This window comes from Actinospineispora acaciae DSM 45401 (genome assembly GCF_000620785.1).
Classification (GTDB): domain Bacteria; phylum Actinomycetota; class Actinomycetes; order Mycobacteriales; family Pseudonocardiaceae; genus Pseudonocardia; species Pseudonocardia acaciae.
This window is the reverse complement of record NZ_JIAI01000002.1, coordinates 850,614-865,586: the sequence shown is the minus strand read 5'-3', so window position 1 is coordinate 865,586 and position 14,973 is coordinate 850,614. Positions and strand designations below refer to the sequence as shown.

General features: G+C 73.9%; 15 protein-coding genes and 1 pseudogene. 7 read left to right on the top strand and 9 right to left on the bottom strand.

Annotation, left to right across the window (positions count from 1 at the left end; all coding sequences use genetic code 11):
- Positions 1-21: 21 nt before the first annotated feature.
- Positions 22-489 carry a nuclear transport factor 2-like protein gene (locus tag N912_RS60290; RefSeq protein WP_051580142.1) on the top strand — a complete coding sequence of 156 codons (468 nt, stop codon included), beginning with the start codon at positions 22-24 and terminating at the stop codon, positions 487-489.
- Here N912_RS60290 and hemQ read toward each other — a convergent pair.
- Together hemQ and N912_RS0113690 are read right to left on the bottom strand one after the other, a co-directional pair.
- Positions 486-1,181: a hydrogen peroxide-dependent heme synthase gene (hemQ, locus tag N912_RS0113695; RefSeq protein WP_028922874.1), complete on the bottom strand. Its 696-nt coding sequence runs from the start codon at positions 1,179-1,181 to the stop codon at positions 486-488. The two genes, N912_RS60290 and hemQ, sit on opposite strands and share 4 nt — an antisense overlap.
- Before the next feature lie 85 nt (positions 1,182-1,266).
- Entirely contained in the window at positions 1,267-1,671 is a 405-nt protein-coding gene (locus tag N912_RS0113690; RefSeq protein WP_037064338.1) for a MarR family winged helix-turn-helix transcriptional regulator, read from the bottom strand.
- An 88-nt stretch (positions 1,672-1,759) separates the two neighbouring features.
- Here N912_RS0113690 and N912_RS0113685 point away from each other — a divergent pair, with 88 nt between their 5' ends.
- Entirely contained in the window at positions 1,760-2,485 is a 726-nt protein-coding gene (locus tag N912_RS0113685; protein WP_028922872.1) for an SDR family oxidoreductase, read from the top strand.
- A 35-nt stretch (positions 2,486-2,520) separates the two neighbouring features.
- Here N912_RS0113685 and hemG read toward each other — a convergent pair whose 3' ends face one another.
- Together hemG and hemE are read right to left on the bottom strand one after the other, a co-directional pair.
- Positions 2,521-3,996, bottom strand: coding sequence for a protoporphyrinogen oxidase (gene hemG / locus N912_RS0113680; RefSeq protein WP_028922871.1), 1,476 nt, complete (start codon positions 3,994-3,996; stop codon positions 2,521-2,523).
- Positions 3,993-5,069 (bottom strand): uroporphyrinogen decarboxylase, encoded by a 1,077-nt coding sequence (gene hemE, locus N912_RS0113675; RefSeq protein WP_051580293.1) that lies wholly within the window; start codon positions 5,067-5,069, stop codon positions 3,993-3,995. Before hemE ends, hemG begins: the two co-directional genes overlap by 4 nt.
- A 143-nt stretch (positions 5,070-5,212) precedes the next feature.
- Between hemE and N912_RS0113670 the strand changes: the two genes are divergently transcribed.
- The 3 genes from N912_RS0113670 to N912_RS51715 all read left to right on the top strand — a co-directional run bounded on the left by N912_RS0113670 (position 5,213) and on the right by N912_RS51715 (position 8,123).
- Complete coding sequence (locus N912_RS0113670; protein ID WP_028922869.1) at positions 5,213-5,800, top strand: DUF3000 domain-containing protein; 588 nt, start codon at positions 5,213-5,215, stop codon at positions 5,798-5,800.
- 338 nt (positions 5,801-6,138) lie between these two features.
- Positions 6,139-6,792, top strand: coding sequence for a LuxR C-terminal-related transcriptional regulator (locus N912_RS0113665; protein WP_037064904.1), 654 nt, complete (start codon positions 6,139-6,141; stop codon positions 6,790-6,792).
- A 149-nt stretch (positions 6,793-6,941) separates the two neighbouring features.
- A complete protein-coding gene (locus N912_RS51715; RefSeq protein WP_037064902.1) occupies positions 6,942-8,123 on the top strand; it encodes a ribonuclease D in 1,182 nt (393 codons plus the stop codon).
- Between the two features lie 81 nt (positions 8,124-8,204).
- Here the strand turns inward: N912_RS51715 and N912_RS0113655 are convergent, their stop codons facing one another.
- The 4 genes and pseudogenes from N912_RS0113655 to N912_RS51705 all read right to left on the bottom strand — a co-directional run bounded on the left by N912_RS0113655 (position 8,205) and on the right by N912_RS51705 (position 12,721).
- Positions 8,205-9,302, bottom strand: coding sequence for a sensor histidine kinase (locus N912_RS0113655; RefSeq protein WP_028922867.1), 1,098 nt, complete (start codon positions 9,300-9,302; stop codon positions 8,205-8,207).
- A 96-nt stretch (positions 9,303-9,398) separates the two neighbouring features.
- On the bottom strand, positions 9,399-10,064 hold the full coding sequence (locus N912_RS0113650) for a response regulator transcription factor (protein ID WP_028922866.1): 666 nt from the start codon (positions 10,062-10,064) through the stop codon (positions 9,399-9,401).
- A gap of 25 nt (positions 10,065-10,089) precedes the next feature.
- Positions 10,090-11,306: pseudogene (locus tag N912_RS51710) on the bottom strand (P1 family peptidase).
- On the bottom strand, positions 11,303-12,721 hold the full coding sequence (locus N912_RS51705) for an amino acid permease (protein ID WP_084210857.1): 1,419 nt from the start codon (positions 12,719-12,721) through the stop codon (positions 11,303-11,305). The pseudogene N912_RS51710 and the gene N912_RS51705 overlap by 4 nt, the downstream one beginning before the upstream one ends.
- A 205-nt stretch (positions 12,722-12,926) precedes the next feature.
- On the opposite strand from N912_RS51705, the gene N912_RS51700 reads away from it, so the two are divergent.
- A complete protein-coding gene (locus N912_RS51700; RefSeq protein WP_245645271.1) occupies positions 12,927-13,712 on the top strand; it encodes a TetR/AcrR family transcriptional regulator in 786 nt (261 codons plus the stop codon).
- Here N912_RS51700 and N912_RS51695 read toward each other — a convergent pair.
- Positions 13,631-14,134, bottom strand: a complete 504-nt coding sequence (locus N912_RS51695) for a GNAT family N-acetyltransferase (protein WP_051580138.1) — start codon at positions 14,132-14,134, stop codon at positions 13,631-13,633. The genes N912_RS51700 and N912_RS51695 overlap by 82 nt on opposite strands.
- Before the next feature lie 98 nt (positions 14,135-14,232).
- Here N912_RS51695 and N912_RS51690 point away from each other — a divergent pair, with 98 nt between their 5' ends.
- Positions 14,233-14,958: an enoyl-CoA hydratase/isomerase family protein gene (locus N912_RS51690; RefSeq protein WP_425415290.1), complete on the top strand. Its 726-nt coding sequence runs from the start codon at positions 14,233-14,235 to the stop codon at positions 14,956-14,958.
- Positions 14,959-14,973: the final 15 nt, after the last annotated feature.

Sequence of the window (14,973 nt, the reverse complement as noted above, 5' to 3'; positions counted from 1 at the left end):
AACTCTGTTACAAATCGGGGAATGAGATCCGTTCACCCGTTCCCGGCCGCGCTCGTCGACGGTGACATCCCCGCCGTCACCGACATGCTCGCACCGGACGTCGTGCTGTACTCCCCGATCCTGTCCAGGTACCGCTTCCGAGGCCACGACCGGGTCGTCCCCCTGCTGACGGCGATCACCGAGATCGTCAGCGATCCGGAGATCCTGGAGGACTTCGGCGACCGCGAACGCCGGCTGGTCGCGGTTCGGGGACGCATCAGGGGCACACGCATCGAGGTCGCCGCGCTCCTGACGTTCGACGAGTCCGCCGCCGTCCGTGAGATCAAGATCTTCGCGCGGCCGCTGCCCGGGGTCGCCGCGCTGATGGCCGCGCTCGGGCCGAGGCTGGCGCACTCGACGACCGCGGCCGCCCTGATGACGGCCGTGGCCGTTCCGTTCGCCGCCGTCGCGCCCGTGTTCGACCGGGCGGCGGAGCGCCTCGTGCGTTAGGGCAGGGAGGCGATCAGGTCGGCGACCTCCAGCCGGCGGCCGGTGTAGAACGGCACCTCCTCGCGCACGTGCCGGCGCGCGTCGCTGGCCCGCAGGTGGCGCATCAGGTCGACGATGCGGTGCAGCTCGTCGGCCTCGAACGCGAGGATCCACTCGTAGTCGCCGAGCGCGAAGCTGGCCACCGTGTTGGCCCGCACGTCCGGGAACTCACGGGCCTGCATGCCGTGCTGGGCGAGCATCCGCCGGCGCTCCTCGTCCGGCAGCAGGTACCACTCGTAGGACCGCACGAACGGGTACACGCAGATGTAGCGCCTCGGGTCCTCGCCGGCCAGGAAGGCGGGCACGTGGCTCTTGTTGAACTCCGCCGGGCGGTGCAGCGCGACCTGACTCCAGACCGGCACGCTGGCCCGACCGAGCGTGGTGTCCCGGCGCAGGTCCGCGTATGCGGCCTGCAGCGGCTCGATCTCGGCGGCGTGCCACCAGACCAGGTAGTCGGCGTCCGCGCGCAGCCCGGCCAGGTCGTACACCCCGCGCACCACCACCCCCTTGCCGTCCAGGGCCGCGACGAACTGGGCGGCCTGCTCGGCGGCCGCCGCCCGGTCCTCGCCGAGCCGGCCGGGTTCGACCCGGAAGACCGACCACATGGTGTAGCGGATGGTGTCGTTCAGTGCGTTGTAATCGAGCCGGGCCATGCCGCCATCCTGCCACTGCGCCCGGCCGCGCCCGCCGCACTGGCCGGAACCCGGGCCGAGCTGGCCGGAACCCGCGCGCCGGGGGTCAGCGCAGCGACTCGGTGGCCGCGCGCGCCAGCTCGGCGAGCCGGTCACGCCGGTCGGGCGGCCAGGACTCCAGGCGCTCGGCGACCGCCGCGCCGAGCGACTTGCGGAACCGCGCGACCAGCTCGGCCCCCTGCTCGGTCAGCGCCACCCTGGCCACCCGACGGTCGTCGGCATCCGGGCGCCGCCGCACCAGCCCCCGCCGCTGCAGCCTGTCGACCAGGCCCGTCACGTTGGTCTTGTCGCAGTGCAGCCGGGCGGCCAGCTCGCCGTGGGTCAGCTCACCGGGCGCCACCATGGTCAACAGCTGAGCCTGCTGCGGGGTCAGGTCCAGCTCCCGGCTGGCCGCGCCCCTGATGGCCTCGACCGAGCAGCACAGCCCGAGCAACGCCTCCGCGAGATCCATGAACCTGAGGGTACTTGACAGTCCACAGCACTCGACTATTTAGTAGACATCACAAACTGTTGAGCTAATGGACTAAAGGAGTCGTGACATGGTCGATCGGGTAGCGGTGGTCACCGGGGGCTCGCGGGGCATCGGCCGGGCCGTCGCGCTGCGGCTGGCCGCCGGCGGGGCGGCCGTCGTGGTCAACTACCGCACCGATGCCGACGCGGCCAAGCGTGTCGTCGCGGACATCGAGGCGGACGGCGGCCGCGCCACCGCGGTCATGGCCGACGCCGCCGACCCCGGCCAGCTCCGCGCGATGCTGGACGCGGCCGAACGGCGCTGGGGCGGGCTGGACGTGCTCGTGCTCAACGCCGGCAGCTTCGTCAGGGGCCCGCTCGCCGACGCCACCGACGACGACTACGAGCACGTCTTCGGCCTGAACGCCCGCGCCACCTTCGTCGCGCTGCGCGAGGCCGGCCACCGGGTCCGTGACGGCGGCCGGGTGGTGTTCGTGTCCACGGCGGCCACCGTCACCAACCCGCCGCACGGCGGGCTGTACGCGGCCAGCAAGGCCGCCGGCGAGCACCTGGTGCGCGCGTTCGCCCTGGAGGTCGGCGCCAGGGGCATCACGGTGAACAGCGTGCTGCCCGGCCCGACCAGCACCGAGACCTTCTTCGCCTCCGACGCCCCGGTCGACGAGCTGGTCGCGCGCACCGCGCTCGGCCGCCTCGGCGAGCCGGAGGACATCGCCGACGTCGTGGGGTTCCTCGCCTCGGACGCCGCCCGGTGGATCACCGGCCAGCACATCAGCGCCGACGGCGGCCGGTTCTGAACGCCCCGTGAGTGGTTAGCGTTGTCATAGCAACGCTAACCACTCACGGGTTCGGTCACGGCCGAGGTGGCGAGGCGCTCGGCGGCCGCCCGGCCGGTGCCGATGCACGCCGGCACGCCCACGCCGTGCAGCATCGCCCCCGCCACCGCCACACCGGGGAGCCCGGCGACCGCGCGCTCCAGCTCGTCGACCAGCTCGCCGTGGCCCACGCCGTACTGCGGCAGGCCCCCGCCCCAGCGCTGCACGTGCGCGGCGACCGGCGCGGCGGTGATCCCGGTCAGGGTGGCCAGGTCGTCGCGGACGCGGGCGATCAGCTCGTCGTCCGGTACCCGCACGGTGGCCGCGTCACCCGCCCGGCCCAGCGAGGCGCGCAGTCGGAGCAACCCGTCGGTGGCCTCCGGCGCGAGGTGCGGCCATTTGCGCGAAGTATGGGTGAAGGCCTTGGCCCGCAGCGGCTCGTCGGCGGCGATCAACACGCCGGAGCTGGGCGGCAGCTGGGAGGCATCCCGCGCCCGGTAGGCCAGCGCGACCACCACCGGGGACGCCAGCTCGATGGCCCCGGCCGCTGCGGACGCGGCCGGCGCAACGTCGGCCAGCAGCTTGCGCAGGGTCGGGGCGGGTACCGCGAGCAGCACCGCGTCCACGTCCAGCGCCTCGGGCGCGGTCGCCGAGCCGATCTCCAGCCGCCAGCCGTCGCCGTCCGGCCGCGAGAGCCGGGTCATCGCGCGCACCGGCAGCCCCGGGCGGATCTCGGCGCCGGCCGCCACCACCAGCGCGTCGATCAGCACCCGGTAGCCGCCGCGCAGCGCGCCGAACACCGGCGGCGGCCTGACAGAATCCGCGACTCGCCCTGACGAAATCCCCGACTCGCGGGCGGGGGGTACGGGCGTGAGGGTATCTACGGCGTGGGTGAGGGACTGGGCGCCGGCGTCTAGGGCGGAGGCCAGCGTGGGGATGGTGGCGCGCAGGCCGAGGGTGTCTACTCGGCCGGCGTAGACGCCGCTGAGGAGGGGGTCGACCAGGCGGGTGGTCAGTTCGTCGCCGAAACGGTCGCGGAGCAGGGCGCCTACGGTGACGTCGTTGCCCGGCGACCAGGTCAGGGGGCGGTGGCGTTCGGCGGTTGCGAACGCGAGCGCTGGTTCGGACAGCAGGGCGGTGAGGTTCGCGGCGCTGCCTGGGATGCCCAGGAGCGTGCCGGTGGGCAGCGGCTGGGTGCGGCCGGCGGCGCGGACGGTCGCTTTCGCCGGGGACGGGTGCACCAGCTCGTCGGTCAGACCCAGCTCGGCGGCCAGCGCGGGCAGCTCCGGGCGGCGCGCCAGGAACGCCTCGGCGCCCACGTCCACCGGCACCCCGGCCAGGTCCACGGTGCGCAGCACGCCGCCCAGCCGGTCCGACCGCTCGATCAGCGTGATCCGGGCGGACGGACCCAGGAGCGTGCGCAGCCGGTGCGCGCCGGCCAGGCCGGAGATCCCGCCGCCGACCACAGCCACGTGCGGCGCGGCCCCGCTCACAGCGAGTGCACCAGCTCCACCACACGGGTCAGCACGTCCGGGTCGGTGTCCGGCAGCACGCCGTGACCCAGGTTGAACACGTGCCCGTGCGTGTCCCGGCCCTCGGCGACGATCCGCCGCACCTCGGCCTCCACCACGTCCCAGCCGGCGAACAGCACGGCCGGGTCCAGGTTGCCCTGCACCGCACGCCCGGGGCCGATCCGGCGGGCGGCCTCGTCCAGCGGCACCCGCCAGTCCACCCCGACCACGTCCGCGCCCGCCTCGGCCATCGCGCCGAGCAGCTCGCCGGTGCCCACCCCGAAGTGGATCCGGGGCACCCCGGCGCCGGCCAGCCCGCCGAGCACCGCCGCCGAGTGCGGCAGCACGAACCGCCGGTAGTCCCGCTCGGACAGCGCGCCGGACCAGGAGTCGAACAGCTGCACCGCGTCCACCCCGGCCGCGACCTGGGCGCGCAGGAAGGTCAGCGTGATGCCGGCGAGGCGGCCGGCCAGCGCGTGCCAGGTGTCCGGGTCGGAGTGCATGAGCGCCTTGGTGCGCTCGTGGTTGCGGCTGGGGCCGCCCTCGATCAGGTACGACGCCAGGGTGAACGGCGCGCCGGCGAACCCGATCAGCGGCGTGCCGTCCGGGCCGGTGCCCAGCTCGGCGAGCAGCAGCCGGATCGCCTCGGCGATCGGCCGGACCGCGTCGGGCTCCAGCTCGGGCAGCGCGGCCACGTCGGCGGCGGTCCGGATCGGCTCGGCGACCACCGGGCCGGTGCCCGCGACGAGCTCCACCCCGACCCCGGCCGCCTTGAGCGGCACCACGATGTCGCTGAACAGGATCGCCGCGTCCACCCGGTGCCGGCGCACCGGCTGCAGGGTGATCTCGCAGGCCAGCTCCGGGGTGAAGCAGGCCTCGAACATGGCGGTGTCCTTGCGCAGCGCCCGGTACTCCGGAAGCGACCTGCCGGCCTGCCGCATGAACCACACGGGCGGGTGATTTGGCTGCTCACCGCGAGTGACGGCCAATAGGGCCGAACCGGTGAGGTCACGGCGCGCACGTGCACCGGTCGTGGCGACCGCCGCCCCATCCAGCCGTACGGCTGATAGTGTGGTTGGCGTCACATCGGAGGCCGTCTGCTCGACGAGCGGGTTCTGCGGTGCGGCAAGCTCGGACATGTCCCGCCCATCCTCGCACGGCCGGCGGCGCGCCTGCCCGCCGCGGTGCCCTTGGCCACATACCCTCGATCGTCGTGAGTCCGCCCATCTTCCGCCAGGCAGTGGACGCGCTGCGTGCCGTCCAGCCTCGGCCGGAGCTGCGCCTGGTGGACATCGCCGCGCCACGCCGCCTCGCGCCGCACAGCTTCGCGCTGGGCGTGGAGCTCGCCGACGACGTCCACACCCCGGTCAGCTCCCTCGACGCCGACGTGGACGCCACCGGTCGGCTGGTGCTCCTGTACGACCCCGATGCCCGGGACGCCTGGGCCGGCACCTTCCGGATGGTCTGTTACCTGCGCGCCCCTTTGGACGTCGAGCAGGCCGACGATCCGCTGCTGCTCGCCGTCGGCTGGTCCTGGCTGACCGATGCGCTCGACGGCGCCTACGCGAGCTACACGGCGCTCGGCGGAACGGTGACTCGTACCTGCTCAGCGCGTTTTGGGGACATCCCGGGACCGACCCGGAGCGACGACGTCGAGCTGCGCGCGTCCTGGACTCCGACCGACTCCGAGTTCGGTCGTCATGCCGAGGCGTTTTACCGACTCGTGACCCACGCGATCGGGTTACCAGAGGTGGGCGTATCTTTGATGACGGACCGTCACAGTTGATCTCGGACTCAGTGCTCCCCACGAGATCGACTGACGGCGGTTCAGTCCAATGTCACGCTTCGCAGTCAGATCGTTGGCCCAGAAGAGTGATGAACGTCGACCAACGCCGTAGATCTCGAATGGAAAAGTTTCGTCGAATCCGCGCGGTTAGGCCGCTTGGGGGCTACCCTGCGTCCACGACACCTCCTCGGACGCGCGGCCCGCAGAGCCGATCGGACGAGGTCCCGGTGCCGGTCGGGGGGCACGACCGACTCCAGGGAGGTAGTGACGTGGCTGTTGTCGGCCAAGGCACGCCTATGCGCACCAACAGTGGTGCGCATACCGTGCTGCCGCCCGCCATGGTCCCGCATCCGCGGGAAGAGTTGTTCACGGTGCTGGTGGTCGACGACCACCCGCTGCTCCGCGAGGCGATCGCGGCGCGGTTGCGCACCATGGGCGCCGGAACCGTGCACGAGGCCGCCACGGTGGCCGAGGCTCGGGCCAGGGCACAGTCCAGTGGGCCGTGCGACCTCGCGGTGCTGGATCTGGGGCTGCCTGACGGCAGCGGCCTGGATCTGGTCACCGAGCTGCGGTCGCAGGGGTGGAACCGGCTGGTCGTGCTCGCCTCGTCGGACGACCCGTACGCGGTGCGTTCGGCGTTCCAGGCCGGGGCTCAGGCGTACCTGCTCAAGTCGGCGTCGGCGGCGATCGTCACCGACGGCGTGAAGCGGGTGCTGGACGGCGGCGTCTACGCCGACCCGACGGTCGCCCCGCTGCTCGCCACCGGTTCCCGGGTACCCGGCACCGACAACACGCCCCGCGAGCTCTCCGCCCGCGAGGTCGAGGTGCTCCAGCTCGTCGCCGACGGACAGTCCAACAAGGAGATCGGCGAAGCGCTGAACCTCTCCGCGTTGACCGTCAAGAGCCACCTGTCCCGCATCGGGCGCAAGCTCGGCACCGGTGACCGGGCGCAGATGGTGGCGCTGGCGATGCGCGCGGGAGTCATCCGCTGAACTCGGTTGGCCCGGCCAGCCGCGCCCCGGCTACGCCTCCTCCACGTCCGGTCCGTCAGGGAGCGGCGGGCGTTCGCGACGTGCGGGAGGACGCCGGCGCGGCGGCCGGGTCAACTCATGCCCAGGTCGATCCGGCCGCGCCCGAGCCGGTGCCGTTGCTCGCACCGGCGGACGGCCTGCCCGAGGTCGTCGGCTCGGTGGCCGCGCTGGACGCGGTCGCGGAGCGGCTCGCCGCCGGGCAGGGGCCGGTCGCGGTGGACGCCGAGCGTGCCTCCGGCTTCCGCTACTCCGCGCGGGCGTACCTGGTGCAGCTGCGCCGCGCCGGCGCGGGCAGTTTCCTGATCGACCCGATCCCGCTGGCCGGGCGGTTCGGGCCGCTGGCCGAGGTGCTGGACGGCCCGGAATGGGTGCTGCACGCGGCGTCCCAGGACCTGCCCTGCCTGGCCGAGCTGGGCCTGCGCCCGACACGGCTGTTCGACACCGAGCTGGCCGGCCGGCTGGCCGGGCTGCCCCGGGTCGGGCTCGGGCCGATGGTCGAGACGCTGCTCGGGCTGCGCCTGGAGAAGGGCCACGGCGCCGCCGACTGGTCCACCCGGCCGCTGCCCAGGGACTGGCTGGTGTACGCCGCGCTGGACGTCGAGGTCCTGATCGAGCTGCGTGACGTGCTGGACTCCATGCTCGCCGAGCAGGGCAAGCGGGAGTGGGCGGCCCAGGAGTTCGAGGCGGTGCGCACCGCGCCGCCCCCGCCCGCCCGCGCCGACCCCTGGCGGCGCACCTCGGGCATCCACCGGGTCCGCCGGCCGCGCCAGCTCGCCACCATCCGGGAGCTGTGGCAGGCCCGCGACGACCTGGCCGAGCGCCGCGACATCGCGCCGGGCCGGGTGCTCCCCGACTCCGCGATCATCGAGGCCGCCGTGACCGCCCCGCCGTCGTCCGCGGAGCTGTCAAAGCTCCCGATCTTCCGTGGCCGCGCCCAGCGCAAGCTAGCGAGCTACTGGTGGTCGGCGGTGAACCGGGCCGCCACGCTGCCCAACGCCGACCTGCCGGCCGCCACCCTGCCCGCCGACGGCCCGCCGCCGGTCAACCGCTGGCCCGACCGCGACCCCGAGGCCGCCGCCCGCCTGGCCGCCGCCCGCGCCGCCGTCGCCGAGCTCAGCGAGCGCCACGACATCCCGGTGGAGAACCTGCTCCAGCCCGACCTGCTGCGCCGCCTGTGCTGGCGGCCCCCCGCCGAGCCCGTCACCGACGCCCTGCGCGCCGGCCGCGCCCGCGAGTGGCAGATCGCCCTCACCGCCACCCCCCTGGCCCACGCCCTCACCGCCCGCCCCTAAGTCGCGCGGCACACCCGGTGTCGACGCCGCACACACGCCCCAACAGGTGTGCGGCGCGCACTCAGTGTGTGCCGCGCGGCCTCAGGCGGCGGGGAGGTGGACGGTGACGGTGAGGCCGCCGTCGGGGACGGGGGCGGCGGTGACGGTGCCTCGGTGTGCGGAGACGACCGCGCGCACGATCGACAGGCCCAGGCCGGAGCCGGAGCCGGCGGCGCGGGGGGCACCCCGGCGGAACGGCTCGAACAGCTCGCCGACCCGCGCCTCGGTCACCGGCACGCCGCTGGAGCTGACCCGCAGCCGCGCCCACCCGGCGTCCGCGTCGGTGGCCACCTCCAGCCAGCCGCCCTCCAGGTTGTGCCGCACGGCGTTCTCCACCAGGTTGCCCACCACCCGCTCCAGCAGCGCCGGGTCGCCGGCGGTCACGGCGGGCGCGCAGTCCAGCCGGACCCGCAGCCGCCGCTCGTCCGCCTCCGCGCGCACCGCCGCCAGCGCGGGCTTGACCAGCGCGGCCAGGTCCACCTCGACGGCCGGCCCGGCCACCCCCGCCTCGGTGCGCGCGAGCAGCAGCAGGCCCTGCACCAACGCGTCGGCCCGGTAGGTCGCGCCGCGCACCACCTCGGCCATCCGGCGCAGCTCGGCCACGTCGGCGAGGGGGTCGGCGAGCGTGACGTCCACCTCGGTGCGCATCACCGCGAGCGGGGTGCGCAGCTCGTGGCTGGCGTTGGCCACGAACCGGCGCTGCATCTCGAACGCCGCGTGCAGCCGGTCCAGCATGGCGTCGAAGCTCTCCGCCAGCTCGGTCACCTCGCCGTACCTGCCGGGCAGCGCGATCCGCTCGTCCAGCGACTCGGCGGACAGCCGCCGCGCGGTCCCGGTGACCTCCCGCAGCGGCCGCAGCACCCGGCCGACCGCCACGTACGACAGCACCGCGGCAGCAGCCACGACCAGCGGGAACGCCACCAGCCCGGTGCGCAGCACGTCGTTGCGCGCGGCGTCGGCGAGCGCCCGGCTGAGCGCCTCGGCCGGCACCGGCAGGTCACGCACCCGGACGGTGGTGCCCGGCGGCAGCGTCGGCACGGCGGTCATCACGCCGCCCACCAGCAGCCACCCCAGCCACAGCAGCAACGCGCTCACGCACGCGGCCAGGGCCGTGCACAGCACCGTCAGCCGCAGCCGCAGCCCCGGCCCTCGGCTCGACCAGCGCTGAGACCAGCGGCGAGACCAGCGCCGTACCGACGGCGAACGGGCGAGGACATCCCCGCGCACGGCGCCGTCCTACCCCGCCGACGGAACCCGGTAGCCCGAGCCGACCACCGTCTCGATGATGCCGGGCTCGCCGAGCTTCTTGCGCAGCGTCATCACCGTGACCCGCACCGTGGTGGTGAACGGGTCGGCGTGCTCGTCCCAGACCCGCTCCAGCAGCTCCTCGCTGCTCACCACGGCCCCGCCGGCGCCGAGCAGCACCTCCAGCACGCCGAACTCCTTGCGGGTCAGCTCGACCGGCTCGCCGCCGCGCTTCACCGTCCGCCGGGCCGGGTCGAGCACCACGTCGCCGGCGGCCAGCACCGGCGGCGTGGCCGGGGTGGCGCGCCGGCCCAGCGCGCGCATCCGCGCCACCAGCTCCGGGAAGTCGAACGGCTTGGCCAGGTAGTCGTCCGCGCCCAGCGACAGGCCCTCGACCTTGTCCGCGAGCGTGCCGCTGGCGGTGAGCATGATGACCCGCGTGATGCCGCCGTCCTGGGTCAGCTGCGCGCACAGCTCGTCGCCGGGCATGCCGGGCAGGTCGCGGTCCAGCACCACCACGTCGTAGCGGGTGATCGCCGCCTTCTCGTGGCCGCTGTCCCCGTCGTAGGCGACGTCGACGGCCATGCCCTCCCGGCGCAGCCCCCTGGCCAGCGCGTCCGCCAGCGGTTGTTCGTCCTCAACGATCAGCACCCGCACCCCGACAGGGTAGAGCCAGCCGGGCTCAGCCGGGGAAGCCGCCACCGAACAGGCCGTGCGCCCTGACCACCTCGACCAGCCGCTCCAGCGGCAGCGCGGGCGCGGTGCCCTTGAACCCGACCATGGTCTGGGCCATGCACGCGGAGTTGTGCGCGGCCTCCTGGAACGCCTCGGAGACCGCGTGGAAGAACGGCGTCATCTCCCCCTCGGGGATCGACCTCGACTGGTTGTAGTCCACCCCGGCCCCCTGCCGCACCGCGTTGGCCGTGGAGAACGCCAGGTAGATGTCGCCCGACTCGTTGTCCGCGACGCTCCCGGTGGCCGCCAGGCCGATCCCGGCGCGCACCGCGAGGCGCCGGCACTGCTCGGGCAGCAGTGGCGCGTCGGTGGCCAGCACGGCGATGCACGAGTGGTGCGGGCCGGCTCCGCCTCGGGCGCGTCCGGGATCTCCTTGCCGACCGGGGCGCCGTTGACCCGCAGGTACCGCCGCTCGCCGTAGTTGGCCTGCACGAACGCGCCGACCGTGTAGCTGGCGCCCTTGTACTCCACCACCCGCGACGAGGTGCCGCTGCCGCCCTTGAAGTCGAAGTACCTCATGCCGGTGCCACCGCCCACGTTGCCCTCCGCCACCGGCCCGGACGCCGCCGAGTTGACCGCGTCCCGCACGTCCTGCTCGGTGATCGGGAACGCGGACGGGTCGCTCAGCTCGCCGTCGTAGGTCTCGGCCACCACCGGCAGCATGAACTCCAGGTCCGGGTTGGTCTCGATGCCCATCTTGACCAGGGTGTCGCGGACCACGCCGACCTGCAGCGTGCTGGTGATGCCGATGACCGAGCTGAGCAGCCCGGTCTCGTCCAGCCAGTGGGTGCCGGTCATCTCGCCGTTGCCGTTGTGCGAGAACCAGCCGGCGTGGCACCAGTTCGTCTGCATCGGCTCCTCGCGCGGCACGATGATGGTGACGCCGGTGCGGACGATTTTCGGCTGGTCCCGCACGATCGTCTTGTACCCCACCTTCACCCCGGGCACGTCGGTGATCGCGTTCCACCGTCCGGTCGGCAGGACGCCGATCTGGATGCCCAGGTCGCGCAGCCGCACCCGCTCGCCGGCCCGGACCCGCTCCAGCGCCTCCGCCGACGACTCGGGTGCTGCCCGGTGGGTCGCCGCCACGCCGATGCCGGCGCCGACCGCCCCGGTGCCGGCGGCCACCCCGGACGCCTGCAGCAGGCGACGACGGCTGATCATCGAGGGCTCCCTTTCCGCCTCAGCTGCCTGGCGACTCCGGCGGCCACCGCGATGACCGCCGCCGACAGGGTGAGCAGCAGCGAGCGCCGGGTGCCCTGGTCGATCAGCAGCAACACGAACGTCGCCGCCAGGGCCAGCACCACCAGCCAGGACAGGTACGGGAACAGCCACATCCGCACGGCGGGCACCCGCCCGGCCCGCCGCGCCCTGGCCCGGCCGCGCAGCTGGGTCAGCGCGATGGCCAGGTAGACCAGGATGGTCACCGACCCGCTGGAGTCCACCAGGAAGTCGAACACCGCGCTGGTGGGCACGAAGTAGTTCGCGGCGGCGGTGCCAAGGCCGGCCGCCGAGGCCAGCAGCACCGCCGGCACCGGCACCCCGGCGGCCGTGGTGCGGGCCAGCAACCGGGGCGCCTCGCCCCGCTCGGCCAGCGCCCACATCATCCGCGACGAGATGTAGATCCCGGAGTTCAGGCAGGACAGCACCGCCACCAGCACCACCAGGTCCATCACCAGGCCGGCGTGCGGCAGCCGCAGGTGCTCCAGGACCGCCGAGTACGGGCTGCGGGTGACCCCCGCGTCGTCGTACGGCAGCAGCGTCACGATCACCACGATGGAGCCGATGTAGAAGACCAGGATCCGGGCCACCGTGGACCGGATCGCCCGGCGCACCGCCTCGACCGGGCGCACCGCCTCCCCCGCCGCGATGGTGACCACCTCGGCGCCGTTGAACGCGAAGGTCACCACCAGGATCGCCGGCAGCACCGCGTACCAGCCGTGCGGCGCGAACCCGCCGTGCCCGAGCAGGTTCGCCGTGCCCGGTGCCGCCACCCCCGGCAGCAGCCCGGCGATCGCGGCCAGCCCGAGCCCGATGAACAGCACGATCGCCACGACCTTGACCAGCGCGAACCAGAACTCGGCCTCGCCGTACGCGCGCACCGCGAGCAGGTTCGCCCCGGCCAGCACCACCACCGACGCGCACGCCGCCGCCCACGCCGGGACCGCCGGCACCAGTCCGTGGAACAGACCGCCGCCCACGACCGCCTCGATGCCCACGGTGACCCACCAGGAGTAGGCGTACAGCGTGCCCACCGCCAGGCCGCTCCAGCTGCCGAACTCACCGGCGGCGTAGCTGGCGAAGGAGCCGGTGGTGGGCGCGGCCACGGACAGCTCGGCGAGCATCCGCATGATCAGCACGACCAGCCCGCCGGACACCACGTAGGCCACCAGCGCCGCCGGGCCGGCCTGGTTGACCACGCTGCCGCTGCCCACGAACAGCCCGGCGCCGATCACCCCGCCGATGGCGATCATGCTCATCTGCCGGTCGGCCAGTGCCGGCCGCAGCGCGCGCCGCGACCGGTGGCCGGGTGCGGGCTCGGCTCGGGAGCGCTGGATGGACGGTGCCTCGTCTGTCATCACGTCTCCTACCGATCGATCGATCGGGATACGAACGGAGACCGTATGTGACGTGAAATACACAGGTCAAGACCTGAGCGTCGCGGAATACCCGGGCCGACCGGCGTCGAGGCCGCCTCGCGCACGTCGGCCGCCGGCGACCCGCGCGGGTAAACTGATCGATCAATCGACCGGTTCACGAAGGGGTTCGGGCAGGCAGATGGCGGTGGCGAGCACGGACGGGGACACCCAGCGTCAGGTCTGGGACGCCGCGGTGCGGCTGTTCGCGGCGAAGGGGTTCCACGGCACCGGCATCCGCGAGCTGGCCGACGCCGCCAACCTGTCCTCGGCGAGCCTCTACCACTACATGGGCACCAAGGAGGACCTGCTCTTCGGCATCATGCGGACCTGCCTGGAACGGCTGATCAAGGCCGCCGAGCGGGTCACCGAGGGCGACCCGTCCCCGCCGGAGGTGATCGTCCGACTGGTGCACGTGCACGTGATCACCCACGCCCTGCACCGGGACGAGACCACGGTGGTGGACAACGAGATCGCGGCGCTCGGCCCGGACCGCAGGGCTGCGGTCGTCGAGTACCGGGACGGCTACGAGGACCATTGGCGCCGCCCCATCGCCCAGGGCTGCGAACAGGGCCTGTTCTGGGTTCCCGACCAGCGGTTCGCGCGGATGGCGCTGCTGGAGATGTGCTCCGGCGTGCCCAAGTGGTACACCCCGGACGGCCCGCTCGACCTGGACACCATCGCCGCCACGCACGCCCAGCTGGCCCTGCAGCTGCTCGGCGTGCCGCCCCGGCAGCTGGCCGAGGCGTCGCTGCCGGCCGCCGCCGACATCCACGGCCTGGTGGAGGAGATCTGGCAGATCCGGCTGCCCCAGATGCGCGCCAGGGAACCGCGCGCGCCGCGCCGCGCCGGTCAGCCCACCCCGGACTCACCGGTCGAACCGGTCGAACCGGCCGAACCGGCCGAACCGGACGTCGGGGGCAGCCAGCGGTAGCGGGTCCAGCCCGACACCGGCCCGGCACCCAGCCGCCGGTAGAACCGCTCGGCGCGGCCGTTGTCCACGGCGACCTCCCACTCCACCCGGCCGCCGGTGCGGGCGCGCAGGTCGGCCATCAGCTCGCGGCCCACGCCGCCGCCGCGGTGGGCCTCCCGGACGAACAGGTCCTCCAGCCAGATGCCGGTGCGCAGCGTCCACGACGAGAAGGTCGGGTACCACAGCGCCAGGCCGGTGACCTCACGCGCCGGGCCGGCGGTCTCCGCCAGCGTCGCCCGCACCACCGGCCGGGCGCCGAACAGCGCGCCGGCCAGCTCGTCCCGTTCCGCGTCGATCGTCACGTTCGCCTCGCTCGCCGCGTGGTCGACCAACAGCTCCCGGATCACCGGCAGGTCGACGGGGGTGGCGTCACGGACCGGCATCGGACCTCCTCGTCGAGTTGACGTCCCTCGGTACGCCTGCTTAGCGTGACGACCATAGCCGATCGATCGATCGATTAAGCAAGGAGACGACGCGAGACATGCCGATGGCCGAGCCCGCACGAACGGTGGTCGAGACCGAGGTGCACGACGGCATCGGGGTCATCCACCTGAACCGGCCGCACCGCCTGAACGCGGTGAACGCCGCGCTGGTCGAGCAGTTGGTCGGCGCGCTGGAGGCGGTCACCGGGGCGGACGTCGGCGCGGTCCTGCTGGCCGGCCGGGGCAGGGCGTTCTGCGCCGGTCACGACCTCAAGGCCGCCGAGGACCCCGCGACGCTGCCCGCCCGGCTGGACCGCATCCAGGACGTCACCAGGCGGATCCGGGCCTGCCCCGCCCCGGTGATCGCCGCCGTGCACGGCCACGCCATCGGCGCCGGCGCGGAGTTCGCCCTGGGCTGCGACCTGGTGATAGCGGCGACCGGGACGACGTTCAGGTTCCCCGAGGCCGGACTCGGGCTCACCGGCACCGGCGGCATCGCCCGGCTGCTGCCGCTGCTGGTCGGCCCGCTCAAGGCCAAGGAGCTGCTGCTGCTCGGCGACCCCGTGGACGCCGAGGAGGCCGCCCGGTGGGGGCTGGTCAACGCGGTGGTGCCGGGCGAGGAGCTGGCGACCACCGCGCACAACTGGGCACGACGGCTGGCCGAGGCGCCCCGGGCCGCCACCCAGGCGGCCAAGCGCGCCGTGGACCACGGCGTCGACCACGCGCTCGAGACGGTGCTGCGGATGGAGGTCGAGCACGCGCTGCGGGTGGACGGCGGGAAGTAGCCGGCCCGCGCCGGG

Bases quoted from the DNA above. Each gene is read 5' to 3' on its own strand.
- N912_RS60290 (WP_051580142.1), top strand. From the start codon at position 22: ATGAGATCCGTTCACCCGTTCCCGGCCGCGCTCGTCGACGGTGACATC.
- hemQ (WP_028922874.1), bottom strand. From the start codon at position 1,181: ATGGCCCGGCTCGATTACAACGCACTGAACGACACCATCCGCTACACC.
- N912_RS0113690 (WP_037064338.1), bottom strand. From the start codon at position 1,671: ATGGATCTCGCGGAGGCGTTGCTCGGGCTGTGCTGCTCGGTCGAGGCC.
- N912_RS0113685 (WP_028922872.1), top strand. From the start codon at position 1,760: ATGGTCGATCGGGTAGCGGTGGTCACCGGGGGCTCGCGGGGCATCGGC.
- N912_RS0113665 (WP_037064904.1), top strand. From the start codon at position 6,139: ATGGTCCCGCATCCGCGGGAAGAGTTGTTCACGGTGCTGGTGGTCGAC.
- N912_RS51705 (WP_084210857.1), bottom strand. From the start codon at position 12,721: ATGACAGACGAGGCACCGTCCATCCAGCGCTCCCGAGCCGAGCCCGCA.
- N912_RS51695 (WP_051580138.1), bottom strand. From the start codon at position 14,134: ATGCCGGTCCGTGACGCCACCCCCGTCGACCTGCCGGTGATCCGGGAG.
- N912_RS51690 (WP_425415290.1), top strand. From the start codon at position 14,233: ATGCCGATGGCCGAGCCCGCACGAACGGTGGTCGAGACCGAGGTGCAC.